The organism is Microbacterium maritypicum (genome assembly GCF_008868125.1).
Classification (GTDB): Bacteria; Actinomycetota; Actinomycetes; order Actinomycetales; family Microbacteriaceae; genus Microbacterium; species Microbacterium maritypicum.
Window position 1 is genome coordinate 327,405 of the sequence record NZ_WAAQ01000002.1, and the last position, 16,853, is coordinate 344,257.

The 16,853-nt window shown below is 67.9% G+C and carries 16 protein-coding genes; 8 read left to right on the forward strand and 8 right to left on the reverse strand.

The window, feature by feature from the left end; all coding sequences use genetic code 11:
• Window positions 1-24: 24 nt before the first annotated feature.
• Window positions 25-909, forward strand: a complete 885-nt coding sequence (gene ypfJ, locus F6W70_RS12250; RefSeq protein ID WP_151486867.1) for a KPN_02809 family neutral zinc metallopeptidase — start codon at window positions 25-27, stop codon at window positions 907-909.
• Between the two features lie 66 nt (window positions 910-975).
• Window positions 976-1,953: a prolyl aminopeptidase gene (gene pip / locus F6W70_RS12255; protein ID WP_151486868.1), complete on the forward strand. Its 978-nt coding sequence runs from the start codon at window positions 976-978 to the stop codon at window positions 1,951-1,953.
• A gap of 3 nt (window positions 1,954-1,956) precedes the next feature.
• Here the strand turns inward: pip and F6W70_RS12260 are convergent, their stop codons facing one another.
• Genes F6W70_RS12260 through F6W70_RS12270 form a run of 3 tightly spaced genes read right to left on the reverse strand, consistent with a single transcriptional unit; the run spans window position 1,957 to window position 5,471 of the window.
• On the reverse strand, window positions 1,957-3,753 hold the full coding sequence (locus F6W70_RS12260; RefSeq protein ID WP_151486869.1) for an aldehyde dehydrogenase family protein: 1,797 nt from the start codon (window positions 3,751-3,753) through the stop codon (window positions 1,957-1,959).
• Window positions 3,754-3,781: 28 nt separating this feature from the next.
• Window positions 3,782-5,176 carry an MFS transporter gene (locus F6W70_RS12265; RefSeq protein WP_151486870.1) on the reverse strand — a complete coding sequence of 465 codons (1,395 nt, stop codon included), beginning with the start codon at window positions 5,174-5,176 and terminating at the stop codon, window positions 3,782-3,784.
• A gap of 31 nt (window positions 5,177-5,207) precedes the next feature.
• Window positions 5,208-5,471 carry a glutaredoxin family protein gene (locus F6W70_RS12270; protein WP_017831447.1) on the reverse strand — a complete coding sequence of 88 codons (264 nt, stop codon included), beginning with the start codon at window positions 5,469-5,471 and terminating at the stop codon, window positions 5,208-5,210.
• Between the two features lie 141 nt (window positions 5,472-5,612).
• On the opposite strand from F6W70_RS12270, the gene F6W70_RS12275 reads away from it, so the two are divergent.
• Window positions 5,613-6,005, forward strand: a complete 393-nt coding sequence (locus F6W70_RS12275) for an SIP domain-containing protein (RefSeq protein ID WP_017831448.1) — start codon at window positions 5,613-5,615, stop codon at window positions 6,003-6,005.
• A 19-nt stretch (window positions 6,006-6,024) separates the two neighbouring features.
• On the opposite strand, the gene F6W70_RS12280 is transcribed toward F6W70_RS12275, so the two are convergent.
• On the reverse strand, window positions 6,025-6,480 hold the full coding sequence (locus F6W70_RS12280; RefSeq protein ID WP_017831449.1) for an FAD synthase family protein: 456 nt from the start codon (window positions 6,478-6,480) through the stop codon (window positions 6,025-6,027).
• Between the two features lie 120 nt (window positions 6,481-6,600).
• On the opposite strand from F6W70_RS12280, the gene F6W70_RS12285 reads away from it, so the two are divergent.
• On the forward strand, window positions 6,601-7,821 hold the full coding sequence (locus F6W70_RS12285; protein ID WP_151486871.1) for a glycosyltransferase: 1,221 nt from the start codon (window positions 6,601-6,603) through the stop codon (window positions 7,819-7,821).
• Here the strand turns inward: F6W70_RS12285 and F6W70_RS12290 are convergent.
• The 3 genes from F6W70_RS12290 to rfbA are packed head-to-tail and all read right to left on the reverse strand — an operon-like array spanning window position 7,818 to window position 11,100.
• Window positions 7,818-9,233, reverse strand: coding sequence for a sugar nucleotide-binding protein (locus F6W70_RS12290; protein ID WP_151486872.1), 1,416 nt, complete (start codon window positions 9,231-9,233; stop codon window positions 7,818-7,820). The genes F6W70_RS12285 and F6W70_RS12290 overlap by 4 nt on opposite strands.
• Window positions 9,233-10,231 carry a dTDP-glucose 4,6-dehydratase gene (gene rfbB, locus F6W70_RS12295; protein WP_151486873.1) on the reverse strand — a complete coding sequence of 333 codons (999 nt, stop codon included), beginning with the start codon at window positions 10,229-10,231 and terminating at the stop codon, window positions 9,233-9,235. The genes F6W70_RS12290 and rfbB overlap by 1 nt, the downstream gene beginning before the upstream one ends.
• Window positions 10,228-11,100, reverse strand: coding sequence for a glucose-1-phosphate thymidylyltransferase RfbA (gene rfbA, locus F6W70_RS12300; protein ID WP_151486874.1), 873 nt, complete (start codon window positions 11,098-11,100; stop codon window positions 10,228-10,230). Before rfbA ends, rfbB begins: the two co-directional genes overlap by 4 nt.
• A 206-nt stretch (window positions 11,101-11,306) precedes the next feature.
• Here rfbA and F6W70_RS12305 point away from each other — a divergent pair, with 206 nt between their 5' ends.
• Window positions 11,307-12,329: a glycosyltransferase family 4 protein gene (locus tag F6W70_RS12305; RefSeq protein WP_151486875.1), complete on the forward strand. Its 1,023-nt coding sequence runs from the start codon at window positions 11,307-11,309 to the stop codon at window positions 12,327-12,329.
• A gap of 27 nt (window positions 12,330-12,356) precedes the next feature.
• Here the strand turns inward: F6W70_RS12305 and F6W70_RS17985 are convergent, their stop codons facing one another.
• A complete protein-coding gene (locus F6W70_RS17985) occupies window positions 12,357-14,354 on the reverse strand; it encodes a glycosyltransferase (RefSeq protein WP_318278885.1) in 1,998 nt (665 codons plus the stop codon).
• Window positions 14,355-14,544: 190 nt separating this feature from the next.
• Here F6W70_RS17985 and F6W70_RS12320 point away from each other — a divergent pair, with 190 nt between their 5' ends.
• Genes F6W70_RS12320 through F6W70_RS12330 form a run of 3 tightly spaced genes read left to right on the forward strand, consistent with a single transcriptional unit; the run spans window position 14,545 to window position 16,822 of the window.
• A complete protein-coding gene (locus F6W70_RS12320) occupies window positions 14,545-15,498 on the forward strand; it encodes a glycosyltransferase family 2 protein (RefSeq protein WP_318278886.1) in 954 nt (317 codons plus the stop codon).
• Entirely contained in the window at window positions 15,489-16,208 is a 720-nt protein-coding gene (locus F6W70_RS12325) for a CDP-alcohol phosphatidyltransferase family protein (protein WP_055869677.1), read from the forward strand. The genes F6W70_RS12320 and F6W70_RS12325 overlap by 10 nt, the downstream gene beginning before the upstream one ends.
• Window positions 16,205-16,822, forward strand: coding sequence for an arsenate reductase/protein-tyrosine-phosphatase family protein (locus F6W70_RS12330; RefSeq protein ID WP_055876780.1), 618 nt, complete (start codon window positions 16,205-16,207; stop codon window positions 16,820-16,822). Before F6W70_RS12325 ends, F6W70_RS12330 begins: the two co-directional genes overlap by 4 nt.
• Window positions 16,823-16,853: the final 31 nt, after the last annotated feature.

Consider the following 16,853-nt stretch of genomic DNA (forward strand, 5'->3'; position numbering starts at 1 on the left):
CTCCGCTCGGAGTACCCTCGACGCATGACCTTCAATCCCGACGCCGACATCTCGGGCAACACCACACGTCGACGCGGACGCACGGCAGCCATCGCGGGCGGCGCCGGTGTCGGCGTGCTCGGCATCATCGCCCTCATCGCCGGGCCTCTGCTCGGCATCGACCTGACCGGGCTGCTCGGCGGGGGAGCCACGGGCGGCGGGAGCGAGCCCGCTGGCGGGTCGGCCATCGAGAACTGCGACACGGGTGCCGACGCGAACGCCGACGTCGACTGCCGCATGGCCGGGGCACAGGTCGCGCTCGATGCCTTCTGGAGCGACAACGTCGAGGGCTACCGCGCGCCGGAGATGATCGTCGTCGACGGCGCGACATCGACGCAGTGCGGCACCGCCTCCAATGCCGTCGGTCCGTTCTACTGCCCGCCCGAGGAGAACGTGTACGTGGACCCCACGTTCTTCCAGCTCATGCAGCAGCAGTTCGGAGCATCGGCCGGCGATCTCGCGCAGCTCTACATCGTCGGTCACGAGTGGGGCCACCACATCCAGAACATCACCGGCTACATGGATCGATACCCGAACAACGGGACCGGTCCCGGCAGCAACGGCGTGCGGATCGAGCTGCAGGCCGACTGCTACGCCGGTGCATGGCTCGGACGGATGACGGAGCAGACGGATGCCGACGGCGACCCCTACCTGATCGCGCCGACGGAACAGCAGATCGAAGATGCCCTGAACGCGGCTTCGGCGGTCGGTGACGACAGCATCCAGGCGCAGTCGGGGTTCTCGAACCCGGAGAGCTGGACGCACGGCTCCAGCGAGCAGCGGCAGCGCTGGTTCGCCGAGGGCTACCAGAACGGACTGGGAGTCTGCGAGCAGGCGCTGACCCTTCCCGCTGACCAGCTGGATCCGTGATCCCGGCGCACGAGTGAACGTCCGCTACCGTTGACGAAGCAGTCAGCACGACCGGCTGGGGGGCCGATGATGAAGAAGACGGATGCACTGTATCCACCGATCGAACCGTACGAGACGGGGGAGCTGCTCGTCGGCGACGGCCACCGCGTCTATTGGGAGGTCAGCGGGAACCCCGAGGGCAAACCCGTGGTGTTCCTGCACGGCGGTCCGGGGAGCGGAACCTCGCCGTGGCAGCGGCAGTTCTTCGACCCGAAGCGCTACCGCATCGTGCTGCTCGATCAGCGCGGCTGCGGCAAGAGCACACCGCACGCGAGCGCCCCGGATGCCGACTTCCGTCACATCACGACGGCTCATTTGATCGCCGACATCGAACTCCTGCGCAAGAATCTCGGCATCGCGAGATGGCAGGTGTTCGGCGGATCGTGGGGCAGCGCCCTGGCCCTCGCCTACGCACAGGCGCACCCGGATGCCGTGACCGAGCTGGTGCTCCGGGGGATCTTCACGCTGCGCAGGGTCGAGCTCGAGTGGTTCTACGAGGGCGGTGCCGCCGCCCTGTTCCCTGATCTCTGGGAGAGCTTCATCGCGCCGATCCCGCTGCTGGAGCGGTCGCACATGATCGAGGCGTATCACCGCCGACTGTTCGATCCCGACCCCGCCGTGCACGTGCCGGCGGCGGTCGCCTGGTCGACCTGGGAGGCGTCGACCGTCACGCTGACGCCGAACGCTTCGCAGATCGAGGCGATGTCCGACCCGGTGAAGGCCACCGCTTTCGCTCGCATGGAGAACCACTTCTTCGTCCATCGAGGCTGGTGGGAAGAGGGACAGCTGATCGCCGGCGTAGACGTCATCCGTCACATCCCGACCGTCATCGTGCAGGGGCGGCATGATGTCGTGACGCCGATGATGACGGCCTGGGATCTGCACCGGGCGTGGCCGGAGGCGGAGCTCGTCGTGGTCGACGATGCCGGTCACGCGGCCACCGAGCCCGGCACGAAGAAGGCGCTCCGCGCGGCGACCGACAGATTCGCCCGCGCGGCGCGCTGACCCTCAGGCCCGCAGCGCCTTCGTCAGCGTCTTGACGAGACCCGCGATGCGCCCGTCCACCCGATAGCGGGTCAGCCCCTCGCTCACGGTCGCGCCGGTGCGGGAGGAGACGAACCACGGCGGCTTCGGCAGGATCGTGAATCGTCCGCCGCCGTTCGTGATCGGCAGAGATCGAGGGAACGGGCGGAACGGGCCGCGGAGCACCGAGCGTTCGACCCGGTCGAGCAGCAGCGCGTTGTGCACGATGCCGATGCCGCTGCCCACGTCGCCGATCGTCCCGCCCGGGAACGCGCCCCACGTGAGAGTGGGGGTGATGAATGCGAACGCCGTCCAGCTGTTGATCGCGATCGAGCCGTAGCGGAGTGCCGCGATCGCCCTCTCGAAGCCGGCCCCGAGCGACTTCTCGGTCGCGGGGTCGATCAGCAGGTTCGCGCCGAGGGTGCCCTGGAGCTTGTCGTTGGCGTGAGTCACGGCGGCGTCCAGGAACTGCTGGCCCGTGCCAGGCAGCGTCACGACACCCAGCACCGGCGCGAAGTACTCGGTGGTCTCCAGAGCCTTCGGGTCGTCGTCCGCGTCGATCTCGACGAGCAGCCGGTCACCCAGCACGAGTGCGTCGGGGTAGGCGTCGGTCGCGAGCTCCATCCGCGACGAGGACCCCGGGTACCAGATCGGGCGCTCCGGCGCATTGGCGTATGCCCGTCGGAGGGCAGCGCGGAAGGCGTCGGCCTGGTCCCACTCGGACGACATGATCACGACCTGACCGGCGATGCAGTTGTGGCCGCAATTCTGCAGACGCATGGTGGCGATGTGCTCGGCCTGGTAGGTGAGGTCGGCGTCTGTCCATGCGCCGGGAACGACGATGATCGGTGAGACGCCGCCGAGCTCTGCGGTGATCGGCTTCTTCAGCTGCGGGCGGTTCTCGCGCCGACGACGCGTGGTCGCTGCCGCTCCCGTGCCCTTCGACGGGCCCCACACGATCGTGTCGAACGTCGCCGCGGAGCCGGTGATGTGCACGTGCACGAGACCGGGGTGTGCGGTGAGGTGGGCGCCGACTTCGGGGCCGCCGCGGACGATGCGCAGGAAGCCGGGCTCGATGAGCGGTGCGAGCGCGCGCTTGTAGACCGGCACCAGGGCATCCTGCGTAGGATTCACCTTGAGCAGCGCGGTGCGGTTGTGGGCCAGCAGCTCGTAGAGCACGTCCAGCACCGGGATCGAGGTCACGTTGCCCGCGCCGAGCACCAGGCCGACGCCGCCCGATTCGGTGGGCGTGCGCTGCGCGAGACCGGCCGACGCACGAGCGGCGCCCGGTGTGACGCCCGGTTCCAGCCAGACCTCGCCCGTGAAGCCCGAAAGGAGGAAGGAATCGATTCCGGTCAGCGGGAAGGCATGCACGCGAGTGCGCCCTCCCGGGGCGCGATCGAGCGTGATCCCGTCGAGGGGGTTCGCGCCCTTCGCCAGACGAGACAGGGTCTCGATGTAGGCGTCGAGCGCACCCAGCACGCTGTACGGCCCACTGAGCCACTCCTCGCCGCGCAGCGGATGACGGGCATCGAGGCCCTTCGAGGCCGCGGCCGTGGTCGCCCAGTCTTCCGCGGTCGCGGCGACACTCGTGCGCACCGCGCGCAGCAGCGTGACCCGCTGGGCGACCGTGAGGGCCGACCAGGTGCGGGCTCCGGTCTGGAGGGCGTCGACAGCGGAGTCGAGGCGCTCTCGTTCGGCTTCGCCCAGCGTCGGGGCCCCGCTCTTCGGCGCACGCTTCGAGGGCGTGGCGGAGGTGGCGGTTGTGCTCGCAGAAGTCATCGACGTCTCCTTCGGACGGGATCCCAGCTTAGGCGTCGGAATCGGCGACGGCATCGATGTCCGCGCGACGCAGGCGGTACCGGCGCAGCGTCAGCAGGCTGGCGCCCATCAGCACGGCGGGCAGGACGCTGAAGCTGAGGACGATACCCGTGATCGCCGCCTCCGGCTGCTCGACGGTGGTGCCGGCGACGGTCGAGATGTACCCGGTCGCCGCGAGCGTCAGCGACACCGCGGTCGCTCCGAGTGCGAAGCCGACCGTCTCGCCCGCGGTCCAGATGCCGGTGAAGGTGCCGGCCTGGCCGGGCCCGCTCGTGCGCTCGTCGTGGGAGATCACGTCGGGGAGCATCGCCATCGGCAACGACTGCAGGCCTGCATAGGCGATGCCGGCCACGGCGACGGATGCGTAGATCCACGCACCTGGCGACCACACCGCGAAGACGAGGGATGCCGCTGCCGCCGTGAACAGGAGGCTGGCCATCGCGAAGGCCCGCTCCTTGCCGACCCGTCGCGCGATGACCGTCCACCCAGGGGTGGCCAGCAGCGCCGGTCCCACCAGTGCGACGAAGACGAAGGTCACCGCATCCTCCGACCGCAGCACCCAGGTCGCGACGTACTGCGCGCCGGCGAGCATCGTTCCCGTCGCGAGCGCCTGCAGCACGAATGTGCCCAGCAGCGCGCGGAAGGGCTGACTGCCACCGAGGGTGTGGAAGCCCGACATGTACTGGTCTCGCCAGGTCGAGGCGGTCACGGCCGTCGCGGGAGAGACCGCGGTCCGCTGGGCGGCATCATCCGCGGTTCGAGCGGCCACGAGCATCCCGACGCCGATCACGACGCCCGACGCGATGCCCATCAAGAGGTATCCCCTGACCGGGTCGTCGCCCGCATTGCGCAGCGCGGGGCCGCCGGCGCCGAACAGCAGGATCGCTGCGGTGAGCACGACGACGCGCCACCCGAGCAGACGCGTGCGCTCGTCGTAGCTGCCGGTCAGTTCCGCGGGAAGGGCGACGTACGGCACCTGGAACAGGCTGAAAGCCGTCGCGGTCGCCAGGAAGGCCAGCAGCACGCTGATCGCTCCGGCGACGGGACCCCAGGTGGGCGGTACGGCGAAGGTGAGGGCGAAGAAGAGGGGGAGTGCGAGCGCGCCGGTCACCATGAACCCGCGGCGAGAGCCGGTGCGCGCGAGCTGGCGATCGGACGCGGCCCCGATCAGCGGGTCGATCAGCACGTCCCAGATCTTCGCCGCCGTGACGATCAGCCCTGCCGCGAGTGCGGCGACGCCGAGATTGTCGGTGAGGAAGTACGTCAGCACCAGCCCGGGCAGTGTGGCGTAGCCGCCGGTCCCGAGCGAGCCGATCGCGTACAGCGCGATCGTTCGCGGAGAAAGACGGACGGGCGCTCGTTCGGACCGAGCCTCGGTGCTCATCGCGCCAGTGTAGTGGCGCGATGCCGCGGGATCAGATCAGCGAGAGCTCGCGCAGCTTCGACTCGACATCGGCGTTCGACGGCTCGACGTGATGCGAGGCATCGGGGTACACGACGACGGGGATGTTGGTGCGACCCGAGATCTCCTTCGCCACGTCTGCGGCGGCGGGCTCGGCGACCAGGTCGACGTACGTGTACTCGACCCCGAGTGCATCCAGCTGCTTCTTGGTGCGGATGCAGTCGCGGCACCAGTCGGCGCCGAACATCGTGATGGTGTCGGAGGCAGGAGAAGTCATGCACCCAGCCTACGACCGCTCGGGTGAAGTGGCGCTGAGTGTCGAGCGGATCATGGTCGGACGCGTGTGAAGAGGTGCCCCGTCGGCGCGGATCCGCGCGCATCTCTTGTAAGTAAGGGTGCCCTTACTTACACTGGGGGCATGAGTGGCGCATGCGAGCACCTGGAGGATCCCGACTGGGACGACATCGAAGGTGCCGTGCTCATCGCCGGCGATGCGGCTGACGCCGGATTCATCGCGAGCATCGCTGCGCGGCTGCCGTGGGATGCCCAGGGCGTCGTCATCCTCGAGGCTGCGGCTCGCATCCAGTTCCGACACATCGACGTCCCGGACGGGGTGTCGGTGCGCTGGCTGGTACGGGGAGACGGCACCAGGGCGCATACGCGCGGCGAACGCCTCGCGAACGCCGTGCACGCGTGGTGCGTCGAGTGGGCGTGCAGCGAGCCGCCGTCGCAGTGGACGGTGTGGCTCGGACCGCACACACCTCCGCACGTGGCGCGCATGGCGCGCAGCCTGCTCGGCGTCGCGAACTGACCGCCGGGCGGCGTGCTGCTCAGCGCGAGGCGGCGACCGCGGGAGCGTTGGCACCCGCGGTGATCGCATCGAGTGCACGCCGCAGCGACGAGCTCGACGTGTGCGCCGTGTACGGGAAGTACACGACCTCGACCCCGACCTCGGCGAACTCGCGCTCCAGGCGCAGGCCCTTGTCGGTGCCGCGCCAGTCGTCGCCCTTGAAGAAGTGCGTGAACTGCACGTCGCGCCACGAGTCCATCTTCGACGGCGTCGTCTCGACGTAGACGTCGTCGACGAACGAGATGTGCTTCACGATCTCCGCACGCTCCGCGGTCGGGATGACGGGCTCGATGCCCTTCACCTGACGCAGCATCTCGTCGCTGACGACGCCTGCGATCAGAATGTCGCAGTGCTGCTTGGCGTGACGAAGTAGATTCAGATGCCCGACGTGAAACAGGTCGAAAGCACCAACGGCATAGCCGATACGCGTCCCCATGATCTCCCCAGATCAGTAATTCCCCAGTAAGCGGATCCCCATCCACTTCGCGACTCCCACAGCCGCGGTTCGAGAGTCTAGCAGGTTCGGGTTTCTCTCTGCACAGGATCCCGTGGAACGATGGAGGCCGCACGCGATGCGCGTGGAGAACAGGGGGCGGACGTGGGGACACCGGTCACGATCATCGTGCCGACGTTCAACGAGCGCGACAACGTCGCCGAGCTCGTCGCGCGGACCGCCGTGGCGCTCGAGGGGTGGGACGCCGAGATCCTGTTCGTCGACGACAGCACCGATGACACCGCCGCTGAGGTCGAGCGCGTCGCGGCCGATGCTCCGATCCCCGTGCGTGTGATCCATCGCTCCGAGAACACCGGAGGGCTGGGCGGCGCCGTCGTCATCGGCCTCGAGGCCGCAGCCTCCGATGTCTGCATCGTGATGGACGGTGATCTGCAGCATCCGCCCGAGCTCCTTCCCGTCCTGCTCGCTCGATTCGCGCAGGGGGACGCCCACGTCGTCGCCGCCTCCCGCTACGTCGGCGGAGGGGACACGAGCGGTCTCGGCACGGCGGTGCGCTTCGGCGTCTCCCGCGTCGCGACCTGGCTGACCAGGGCGATGTTCCCGATTCGCCTCGCTCGCAGCACCGACCCGATGACGGGGTTCTTCCTGGTCGACCGCGGTCGCCTCGACGTCTCGACGCTCCAGCCTCGGGGCTTCAAGATCCTCCTCGAGATCCTCGCGCGCAACGACCTGCGCATCGCCGAGATGCCGATGGAGTTCGCCGAGCGACGCCACGGCACGTCGAAGGCGAGCTTTCGCCAGGGCGCGATGTTCCTCGAGCACCTCGCACGACTGCGCTTCGGCAAGATGTCGCTGTTCGCGCTGATCGGCGTGATCGGCGCGGCCGCGAACCTCGGGATCATGTGGGCGCTCACAGCTGCGGGGGTGCCGTACATCTGGGCGGCGATCATCGGTGCCGAGGTCACGATCATCGGCAACTTCGTGCTGCAGGAGCGTTTCGTGTTCGCCGACATGCGCACCGATGCGCGCGCTCTCGGCATCCGCTTCGCCAGTTCCTTCGCGTTCAACAACGTCGAGGCCGCGCTGCGGATCCCGGTGATGGCGCTGATGGTCGAGTCGTGGCACATCTCGAGCGTCGTCGCGACGGGTCTCTCGCTCATCGTGGCCTTCTTCGCCCGGTTCCTGTTCCACTCCCTCGTCGTGTACGCGCCTCGACGGCGGCGCAAGGGGGAGGTCGTCGGCGCCGAGCCGCCGACGGATACCGCGGCTCAGCGCGTGATCCGCGCCATCGACGTCGAGGTCATGAAGCCGGGCGAGCTCTAGAGATTCGACGCGAGATAGACCCCCAGGGCTTCGTCCGCTTCTCGCGGAGTCCACCCCGTCGCCCGGATGCGGCTCAAGTCCAGCACGCTGTTGCGGGGACGAGGAGCGATCGGACCTGTTTGATCGGCGAAGTACTCCGACGTGGTGACGTCTGTCACCGCGTCCGGGTCGTGTCCTGTCAGTCGATACACCGCGCGGGCGATGTCGGCCCAGGAACGAGCGTCGCCACCGCTTGTCACGTTATAGATGCCGTAGGGAGCCGTGTTCGAGAGCAAGTGCACGATGGCTGAGGCGAGGTCATCCGTGAACGTGAGGCGCCCGACTTGGTCGCCGACCACGCGAGGCGCGATGCCGCGCTCTGCCAGCGAGGCCATGGTTCGGACGAAGTTCCGGCCTTCGCCGATCACCCAGGAAGTGCGGAGGATGTAGTGGCGGGGCACGGTCGCCACGACGGCATCGCCCGCGGCCTTCGTCTGGCCGTAGACGCCGAGCGGTTGAACCTCGTCGGTTTCTGTGTACGGTCCCGCCGTGGTGCCATCGAAGACATAGTCGCTGGAGACATGTACCAGCGTGATGCCGTGCTCAGTGGCGATACGGGCGAGGGCCGTCACCCCCGTGACGTTCGTGGCCCACGCCTCCCGGCGTCCGTCCACGGTCTCGGCGAGGTCGACCGCGGTGTATGCCGCGGCGTTGATGATCGTGCTGTAGTCGCGCCAACGCCTCGCGGAGTACAGATCGGTCTCCCGCAGGTCGAGCGTGTCACGCGTCGCGTACTCGATGTGCGCAGCGTCGCCGAGCGCATCTCGCAGTGCCAGTCCCAGCTGCCCCCCTCCGCCGAGGACCAGGATCTTCTTGGGACCGACCGGCGTCACGTCAGCGAGGCGAGGGTGGCCGAGATCCTTCGCTGACACCTCGACCTCGGAGAGCGGGATCGGCCAGGCGATCGCCGAGGTCTCGTCGGCGAGATTGAGGAACGAGTACTCGGCATCGGCGGACCAGTGATCGTTGACGAGGTAGGTATATGCCGTGTCCGCATCGAGCGTCTGATAGGAGTTGCCAACGCCGCGCGGCACCAGGACGGCACGAGAGGGATCGATCTCTGTCGTGAAGACCGTGCCGAAGCTTGCGCCAGCCCGCAGATCGACCCAAGCGCCGAAGATCCGGCCGGTGGCGACTGAGACCCACTTGTCCCAGGGCTCGGCATGGATGCCGCGAGTGGTACCCACGGCGTCATTGAACGAGATGTTGTTCTGCACGGGCCCGAAGTCCGGCAGCCCGGCGGCGAGCATCTTCTCGCGCTGCCAGTTCTCTTTGAACCAGCCCCGCGAGTCCCCATGAACGGGCAGGTCGACGACGAGAAGCCCCGGAATCGGCGTCTCAGTGACTGTGAGCGTCTTACCGAACTCCGTCATCACTGCCCTTTGGACGCATAGAACGACTCGGTCGCGTCTTTGGCGGGCGCCCACCAGTCTTCGTTCTCGCGGTACCAGTCGATCGTCGACGCGAGACCGGACTCGAAGTCCGAGAACTGCGGCGCCCAGCCCAGCTCCGTGCGGAGCTTCGTGGAGTCGATCGCGTAGCGCAGGTCGTGGCCCGCCCTGTCCGTCACATGGTCATAGGCGTCTGCCGGGAGGCCCATCTGCGTGAGGATCAATTCGACTACCGACCGGTTGTCCTTCTCGCCGTCTGCGCCGATCAGGTAAGTCTCGCCGATCTCGCCCTTCTCAAGGATGGTGAGCACGGCCGAGGAGTGGTCGTCCGCATGGATCCAGTCGCGGACGTTCTGCCCGGCGCCGTAGAGCTTCGGACGGGTGCCGCGAAGCACGTTCGTGATCTGGCGAGGAATGAACTTCTCGACGTGCTGGTAGGGCCCGTAGTTGTTCGAACAGTTCGAGATGGTCGCCTGCACGCCGAACGAGCGCACCCAGGCACGCACCAGCAGATCGCTGCCTGCCTTCGTCGACGAATACGGCGACGAAGGGTTGTACGGGGTCTGCTCGGTGAACCTCTGAGGATCGTCGAGCTCCAGGTCGCCGTAGACCTCGTCGGTCGAGATGTGGTGGAAGCGGCGCCCGTGTCGGCGGGCGGCCTCGAGCAGCGTGTAGGTGCCGATGATGTTGGTGTCGAGAAAAGGGCGAGGATCGTGCAGCGAATTGTCGTTGTGCGACTCCGCGGCGTAGTGCACAACCGCGTCGGTCTTGGCGAACAGCGCGTCGACGAGCTCGGCATCGGCGATGTCGCCCTCGATCAGCTCGACCCGGTTCGCGGGGAGGCCGGCGAGCGAGGCTCGGTTGCCTGCATACGTCAGTTTATCGAGCACGCTCACGTGCGCATCGGTGTGGGTGACGACGTGGTGGACGAAGTTCGATCCGATGAAGCCGGCTCCGCCGGTCACGAGCAGGCGGGTCATGAATTTCCTCGTTCCAACAGTTCCAGCAGATAAGAGCCGTAGCCCGATTTCACGAGCGCCTCCGCCCGTACCCGGAGTGCATCGTCGTCGAGGAAGCCTTGACGCCAGGCGACTTCCTCGGGGACTCCGATCTTCATGCCGGTCCGTCGTTCCATCGTGCGGACGTAGTCAGCGGCGTCCGTCATCTGATCGAATGTCCCCGTGTCGAGCCAAGCGGTGCCCCGCGGAAGGACCTCGACCTGAAGCTTGCCGCGCTCGAGGTACTCCCGGTTCACGTCCGTGATCTCGTACTCTCCGCGCGCACTCGGCGCGAGGTTGCGAGCGATGTCGATCACGTCGTTGTCGTAGAAGTACAGACCGGGCACCGCGTAGTTGCTGCGGGGGGTCTTCGGCTTCTCCTCGAGTGATATCGCGTGGCCGTCGCCGTCGAATGCCACGACACCGTATGCCTCGGGGTCAGCGACCCAATACGCGAAGACCGCCCCCCCGTCGACGTCGGCGAAGCGCTTGAGCTGTGTGCCGAGCCCAGGTCCGTAGAGAAGGTTGTCACCGAGCACCAGAGCGACGCTGTCGTCGCCGATGAAGTCCGCGCCGATGGTGAAGGCCTGAGCGAGGCCATCGGGCTTCTCCTGCTGGGCGAAGGTCAGGGAGATCCCGAACTGCGAACCGTCTCCGAGCAGCCGCTCGAAGTGGGAGGCGTCGTGAGGAGTGGTGATGACCAGGATCTCGCTGATGCCCGCAAGCATCAGTGTGGACAACGGGTAGTAGACCATCGGCTTGTCGTACACCGGGATCAGTTGCTTCGAGACCCCCAGTGTGATCGGATGCAGGCGAGTGCCTGATCCACCAGCCAGAATGATGCCTTTCATGATCCCCCTCGTGAAACGTCGATGTCCGTGGTGGCGTGACAGAAAGGACGGCCATCCCCTGCCGTCCGGCGACCCCCACAGTCGTACCCCGACTCTACCGGGTCCGTATCGCGGCTTGGTGAATGGAAGCTGGGACAGGCCTCCCCCCACTCCACATGGGCCGACCGCCTCTTGCCAGGACGCCTGGGGAGGTCCATAGTTGGCTCGTGGAATCCGAGGGCGGTCCCTCGCTGTCTCTCACCTGGGTGCATCGTGCCGAACAGTCGGTGCGCACCTGGGAGCAGAGCCACGCCAGGGGAGAGGTGCCCAGCGTCTGGCCGTACGGCCTCGACGCGCTGCGCGACCATGCCGATGTCGAGCTGATCGATCTCGCCCCACCCGGCCGTGTCGCTCGAGCCCGTGCTCGATTAGCGGTCGGACCGAGGCCCGTCGACGGGCTCGCGCTCACCTGGGACGAGAACACGGCCTATCGGATGCAGACGACCCATCCGCGCACCCGATTCGCCACCGGCGTGATCTGGCTCACGGACATGGCAGAGACCGGCGACGCGCCGACGCGGATGGTCTCGATGCTCGGGAGGGCCGAGGCTGCGTGGGTGCTCAGCGAAGCGCAGGTCGAGCCCGTGCGGAGGATGCTGGGGCCTGGCGCGACTCGGGTGTTCGCCGTGCCCTTCGGAATCGACAGCGCGTTCTTCGTTCCGAGGCCGTATCCGACCCGTCCGCGCATCGTGAGCGTGGGCAACGACAGGGATCGCGATCCCGCCACCCTGTTCGCGGCGCTCACTCGCATCCTCGCGATCCGTCCCGAGACCGAAGCGGTGGTGCAGACGCGGTCGGACCTCGCCCCGCCTGAGGGGGTGCGGGTCGTCCGGCACCTGCCGCACGCGGAACTCCGAGACCTCTACGCGACCGCGAGCGTCGTCGTCATACCGACCAGGCCGAACCTGCACGCCTCCGGGATGACCGTGGCGCTCGAAGCACTCGCGACGGCCCGTCCTGTCGTCGTCACCGACACACCGGGGATGCGCCAGTACGTGAGCGAGGGCCGCACCGGACACCTCGTCCCCCCGGAGGATCCGGCGGAGCTCGCCCTCGCCGTGCTCCGCCTGCTCGATGATCCGGCGCACGCCGCAGAGCTCGGGAAAAACGGCCGCATCGAGGTGGAACAGCACTTCACGACGCAGATCATGGTCGCATCCCTGGCGCGAGGGCTGCTGCCCGCGATCTGACCTCGAGCCGACGACGGTCTGGGCGCTCTAGTGCTTCGCGCCGCGTCGTTTCACCCGCACAGCCGCGCGGAACGCATCGGCGTGCGCTCGACCGGCGTCGGCCCAGTCGCGCCGGGAGAGATCGGGTGAGCCCGTGAGCGTCGTCGCGGCACGCCAGGCCTCGACGACCGTAGGAGCGTCGAGGTCGCCGTCGTACATCAGAACCCACTCCTGGCCGACCTCACGTCCGAGAGCCTCGTTCGCCTCGTTGCGGGGGACGAGCACCGGGCGGTCCATCGACAGGGCGGCGAGGACGCTGCCGGAATTGTGCATGAAGCGGTAGGCCAGCACGATGAGGTCGGATGACGTGGCGAGCTGGACGAGTTCGGCGTCGCTGAGGAAGTCGAGGTGCAGCGACACTCCGGGCAGGTCTGCGGTGCGTGCGCGGAGGTCGTCTCCGAGCTCAGGGGTGGACGGACGCCCGCCGATGCGCAGGCTCAGCGCCGGTTCGACGGCGACCGCCTCGCCGTACGCGTCGATGAAGCCCTCCAGCCCCTTGTAGCGGCGGATTCCACCGAACGACCCGAGCTGCCCCGGCACCCGCTCCGCCGCGGGGAACTTCGTGTACCAGCCGCGGTAGTCGCCGTGCAGGATCAGGCTGTGGGGGGTGCCGGGCGCGAGCGGAGTCGTCTCGTTGATGACGATCCGGTAGTCGGTGTGGCGATCGATGAAGCGCAGCAGCCACAGCCGCGGCGCATTGTCGTCTGGAAGCTCGATGTTGTGAACCGTGCGCACCACAGCGATGCGGCGCGAGAGGCGGTGGCGGAACACGAGTGCTGCGGTGAGCAGGAACTTGCCCGTGGACTTCCACCAGGTGGACCCGTGCAGCTTCGCCTCCGGCCAATGCCAGTGGAAGGCGTCGTAGCGCCCGAAGAGGGCCGTGCCCCAGGAGAAGCGCAGACGGGTGAGGCCCTCTGTGGAGCCGAGTGCCTCATCGAGCATCTTGTTGTACGGGTTCGTCGTCGGACGCGGAGCGCCCAGCGACTGCATCACGCGGATGGTCGATCCGGTATCGGTCATGGTCGTGTCATCCTCCGATGGGCGACGGTACTCGTCGTAGCGACGGCCGAGGGCGGCGGCGATCGTACCCCGGCCGCGGTGCACCAGGCGGGTCCCCCTGGCGTGGTGGGTGATGTTCGAGGTGAGTGCTCCGAAGGTCCTCCGCAGACCGCCGACCACGATCCGCGCGACACCGCCGATCAGAGCCCGCAGTCGCAGGACGCCGCGCCGGGCCTTCCCCTCGGTCAACTGCAGCTGGATGCGAGTGCCGGCGTTCGCCGAGCTGAACGCGCGCTGCGCTGCCCAGGATCGGCTCAGCCGCGAGGCGACGACGAGGTCTTCGGTCTCGGACTCGTTGCACCACACGATCAGCCCACCGCGCTGGGCGAGCTGGCGGGAGAAGAGAGTGTCCTCGCCACCGCCCAGGCCGAGGGACGTGTCGAAGCGCAGCCCGAGCCGGCGGATGGACCGCAGGTCGAGGAGCAGGTTGCCGGCGGCGGCCACCTGCAGCACGGTGCCCGTCTGCCTGGGCGGTCGTCGGAACGTTCCCGATGCGAGCAGCCACGGATCGACGTCCTCGTCGAAGACCGAGATCACGCGACCCATCACCGCGTCGGCCCCGTGCTCGCGCCAGACCTCGATGAGCGAGGAGAGCCATCCCTCCCGGGGGATCTCGTCGTCGTCGATGAAGGCGACCAGATCGCGATCCACGCACTCATCCAGGATCCGGTTGCGGGCGGCGGCGATGCCCGGTGCGGGCTCGACGACGTAGCGCACCGGAAGGTCCGCGCCTGCGGCCACGTCGCGGGCAGAGCCTGCAGGGTCGTTGTCGACGACCAGCACGTCCACCGCGATGCCGAGGTCGTCGCACTCCGCGATGCGCGACGGCAGCGTGCGCAGCAGTGCCTCCAGAAGCTCCGGCCTCCGATACGTAGGTACGCCGATCGTCACCGCGATCATGTCGTTCGATTCCGGTCCCCTGGTCATCCGCCCCATCCCCATGGCAGTAGCGCGCCTCGACTCCGACGCCGGCTCATCGTATCGTGAACCCCTGAGACCGGTCTGCGGAGCGGGCTCGCGTATAGTCTTTGTCCTGGGAGTCGACGTCGGTCGCGACTCTGGGGAATTCGACCGGCGCCCGAGGCGATCCGCGAGCCGGATCCGGGGGGAGGATCGCGTGTCAATCGTGCACGGACGGCTTGCCGTGGTCGTGGTCAACTACGCCTCGGCCGCGCTTCTGCAGCGCAACCTGGTGACGGTCGAGCGGGAAGCACGAGCGATCGCGCAGGACGCTTTCGTCATCGTCGTCGACAACTGGTCGAACGCGGACGAGCGTCGCGCCGCGAAGGACATCGCGCGCGAGCACGACTGGATGCTGATGGAGCCGGATGCGAACTGTGGCTTCGGTGGCGGCGTCAACCTCGGAGTGACGCGTGCGCTCGCCGAAGGGGCGACCGATGTGCTCGTGATCAACCCGGATGCGCACATCGACCGCGACTCGCTGCATCGACTCGCCTCCGCCACCGCAGCCTCGCGCACGACGCTCGCGTCGCCGATGATCACGGACTCGGAGGGAAGAACGTGGTTCGCCGGGATCGACCTTCTGCTCCACGACGGCACCATGCGCGCTCGTCGCAAGCGCGTCGAGGGCGACACCCAGCCGTTCGAGCCCTGGCTGAGCGGGGCCTGCCTGTGGATCACGCGCGAGGTGTGGGAACTCTCCGGCGGCTTCGATGACGACTACTTCCTGTATTGGGAAGACGTCGACTTCTCGCGTCGGGTGGTCTCAGCCGGCGGTTCCCTCATGCTCGTCGAAGACGCCAGGGCGGTGCACGACGAGGGAGGGACGCAGCGCGCGGAGCCCGAGACCTCACGGGCGAAATCCGAGGGCTATTACTACTACAACATCCGCAACCGGATGCTGTACGCCGTGCGCCATCTCGATGACGCGGCCGTGCAGCGCTGGCGCCGCTCGATTCGCCGAACGGCCAGGGAGGTCATCCTCCGCGGCGGACGTCGACAGCTGATCCAGTCGGCCGCGCCGATCCGGGCCTACCTCCGCGGTGTGCGCGAGGCTCGTCGGATCGCACGGACGCACACAACGGTCCAGAAGGGCAGGAAATGGTCGTAGACGCCTACCATCGTCTCGCGCGTGCGCAGAAGGGGCATGCCCGTGGGGCCCCCGCGTATTCGGTGTACGTCAACCGCCGCATCGGGAGGGTGCTCGCCGCCGTCGCCTATCGGATCGGGCTCACCCCGAACCAGGTGTCGATCATCAGCGCGGTGCACTCGTTCGTCGCGATCGGTCTCATCGCTTTCGGGCCTGTGAACGTGCCGATGGGCCTCCTGATCGCCCTCCTTCTGGTGCTCGGGTATGCCTGGGATTCCGCGGACGGCCAGGTCGCACGTCTGCGTGGGGGGGGAAGCCCCCAGGGCGAGTGGCTCGACCACTTCATCGACACCCTCAAGATCGCCTCGCTGCATCTGGCCGTGCTGATCGGGCTCTACCGTGTCGTTCCGGAGACACCGCTGCTTCTGCTGATCCCCATCGTGTTCAGCATCGTCGCGACGACCACCTTCTCCGGCATGCTCCTCAACGACCTGCTCAAGGGCAAGCATGCGGTGGCGTCGACTCATGAGCGCGGCGGGGGAACCCTGATGCGTTCCCTCATCCTGCTGCCGACCGACTTCGGCCTCGTGTGCCTCGTGTTCGTCCTGTGGGGGTGGACCCCGGCATTCCTGATCGGCTACGGCGCGCTCTGCGTCGCCGCCGTCCTGTTCCTCGCGCTCGCCGCGGTGAAGTGGTTCCGCGAGATCGGAAGGCTCGGTGCGTCCGCATGACCGACGAGAGGATCCTGGTCGTCTGCGCCGCCAACGTCTGTCGATCGCCGTTGGCCGAACTCGCACTGCGGCGCGGACTCGGGGCGGATTCCCCCCTCTCCGTGAGCAGCGCCGGTGTCCGGGTCAACGAGGGCGATCCGATCTGCTCCGCTGTGGCGTCGCTGCATGATGACGCGCAGTGGCAGGCCCAGGCCCAGGCGCACCGGGCGACGCCGGTCACGATCGAGCAGATCGAGCAGGCGAGCATCGTGCTCACGGCATCGCGCGACATCCGCGGCGAGTTGGTGCGACTCGCGCCGCGGTCCCGTGACTGGATGTTCACGATCAAGGAAGCCGCCCACCTCGGCGAGGGCTTCGCGTCGTCCGCGCCCGATCGGGTGGCGGAGTATGTCGCCCATCTCGACCGGGCCCGCTCGCGAGCCGTTCCGTTGACTCCGTCCGGAGGCGTCGGCGCCCGCCTGCGGCAGCTCTTCGGAGGCCGCACGACCGTCGACCCGACGAGCATCGCCGATCGCCACGGAAGCCGCGGACACCTGGAGACGATCGCGGAGGTCGAGGCCTCCGTCGCGACCATCCTCGCTCAGCTCGGAGGACATCGGCGCCATTCGTCCTGAGTGAACACTTGCGATATTCCGCTCCTCGCAC

Coding starts and splice junctions, on each gene's coding strand:
- F6W70_RS12270 (WP_017831447.1), bottom strand. CDS start 5,471: ATGACTTCTCCTGCCTCCGACACCATCACGATGTTCGGCGCCGACTGG.
- ypfJ (WP_151486867.1), top strand. CDS start 25: ATGACCTTCAATCCCGACGCCGACATCTCGGGCAACACCACACGTCGA.
- pip (WP_151486868.1), top strand. CDS start 976: ATGATGAAGAAGACGGATGCACTGTATCCACCGATCGAACCGTACGAG.
- F6W70_RS12330 (WP_055876780.1), top strand. CDS start 16,205: ATGACCGACGAGAGGATCCTGGTCGTCTGCGCCGCCAACGTCTGTCGA.
- rfbB (WP_151486873.1), bottom strand. CDS start 10,231: ATGACCCGCCTGCTCGTGACCGGCGGAGCCGGCTTCATCGGATCGAAC.
- F6W70_RS12265 (WP_151486870.1), bottom strand. CDS start 5,176: ATGAGCACCGAGGCTCGGTCCGAACGAGCGCCCGTCCGTCTTTCTCCG.
- F6W70_RS17985 (WP_318278885.1), bottom strand. CDS start 14,354: ATGACCAGGGGACCGGAATCGAACGACATGATCGCGGTGACGATCGGC.
- rfbA (WP_151486874.1), bottom strand. CDS start 11,100: ATGAAAGGCATCATTCTGGCTGGTGGATCAGGCACTCGCCTGCATCCG.
- F6W70_RS12260 (WP_151486869.1), bottom strand. CDS start 3,753: ATGACTTCTGCGAGCACAACCGCCACCTCCGCCACGCCCTCGAAGCGT.
- F6W70_RS12285 (WP_151486871.1), top strand. CDS start 6,601: ATGGAGGCCGCACGCGATGCGCGTGGAGAACAGGGGGCGGACGTGGGG.
- F6W70_RS12325 (WP_055869677.1), top strand. CDS start 15,489: ATGGTCGTAGACGCCTACCATCGTCTCGCGCGTGCGCAGAAGGGGCAT.
- F6W70_RS12290 (WP_151486872.1), bottom strand. CDS start 9,233: ATGACGGAGTTCGGTAAGACGCTCACAGTCACTGAGACGCCGATTCCG.
- F6W70_RS12275 (WP_017831448.1), top strand. CDS start 5,613: ATGAGTGGCGCATGCGAGCACCTGGAGGATCCCGACTGGGACGACATC.
- F6W70_RS12280 (WP_017831449.1), bottom strand. CDS start 6,480: ATGGGGACGCGTATCGGCTATGCCGTTGGTGCTTTCGACCTGTTTCAC.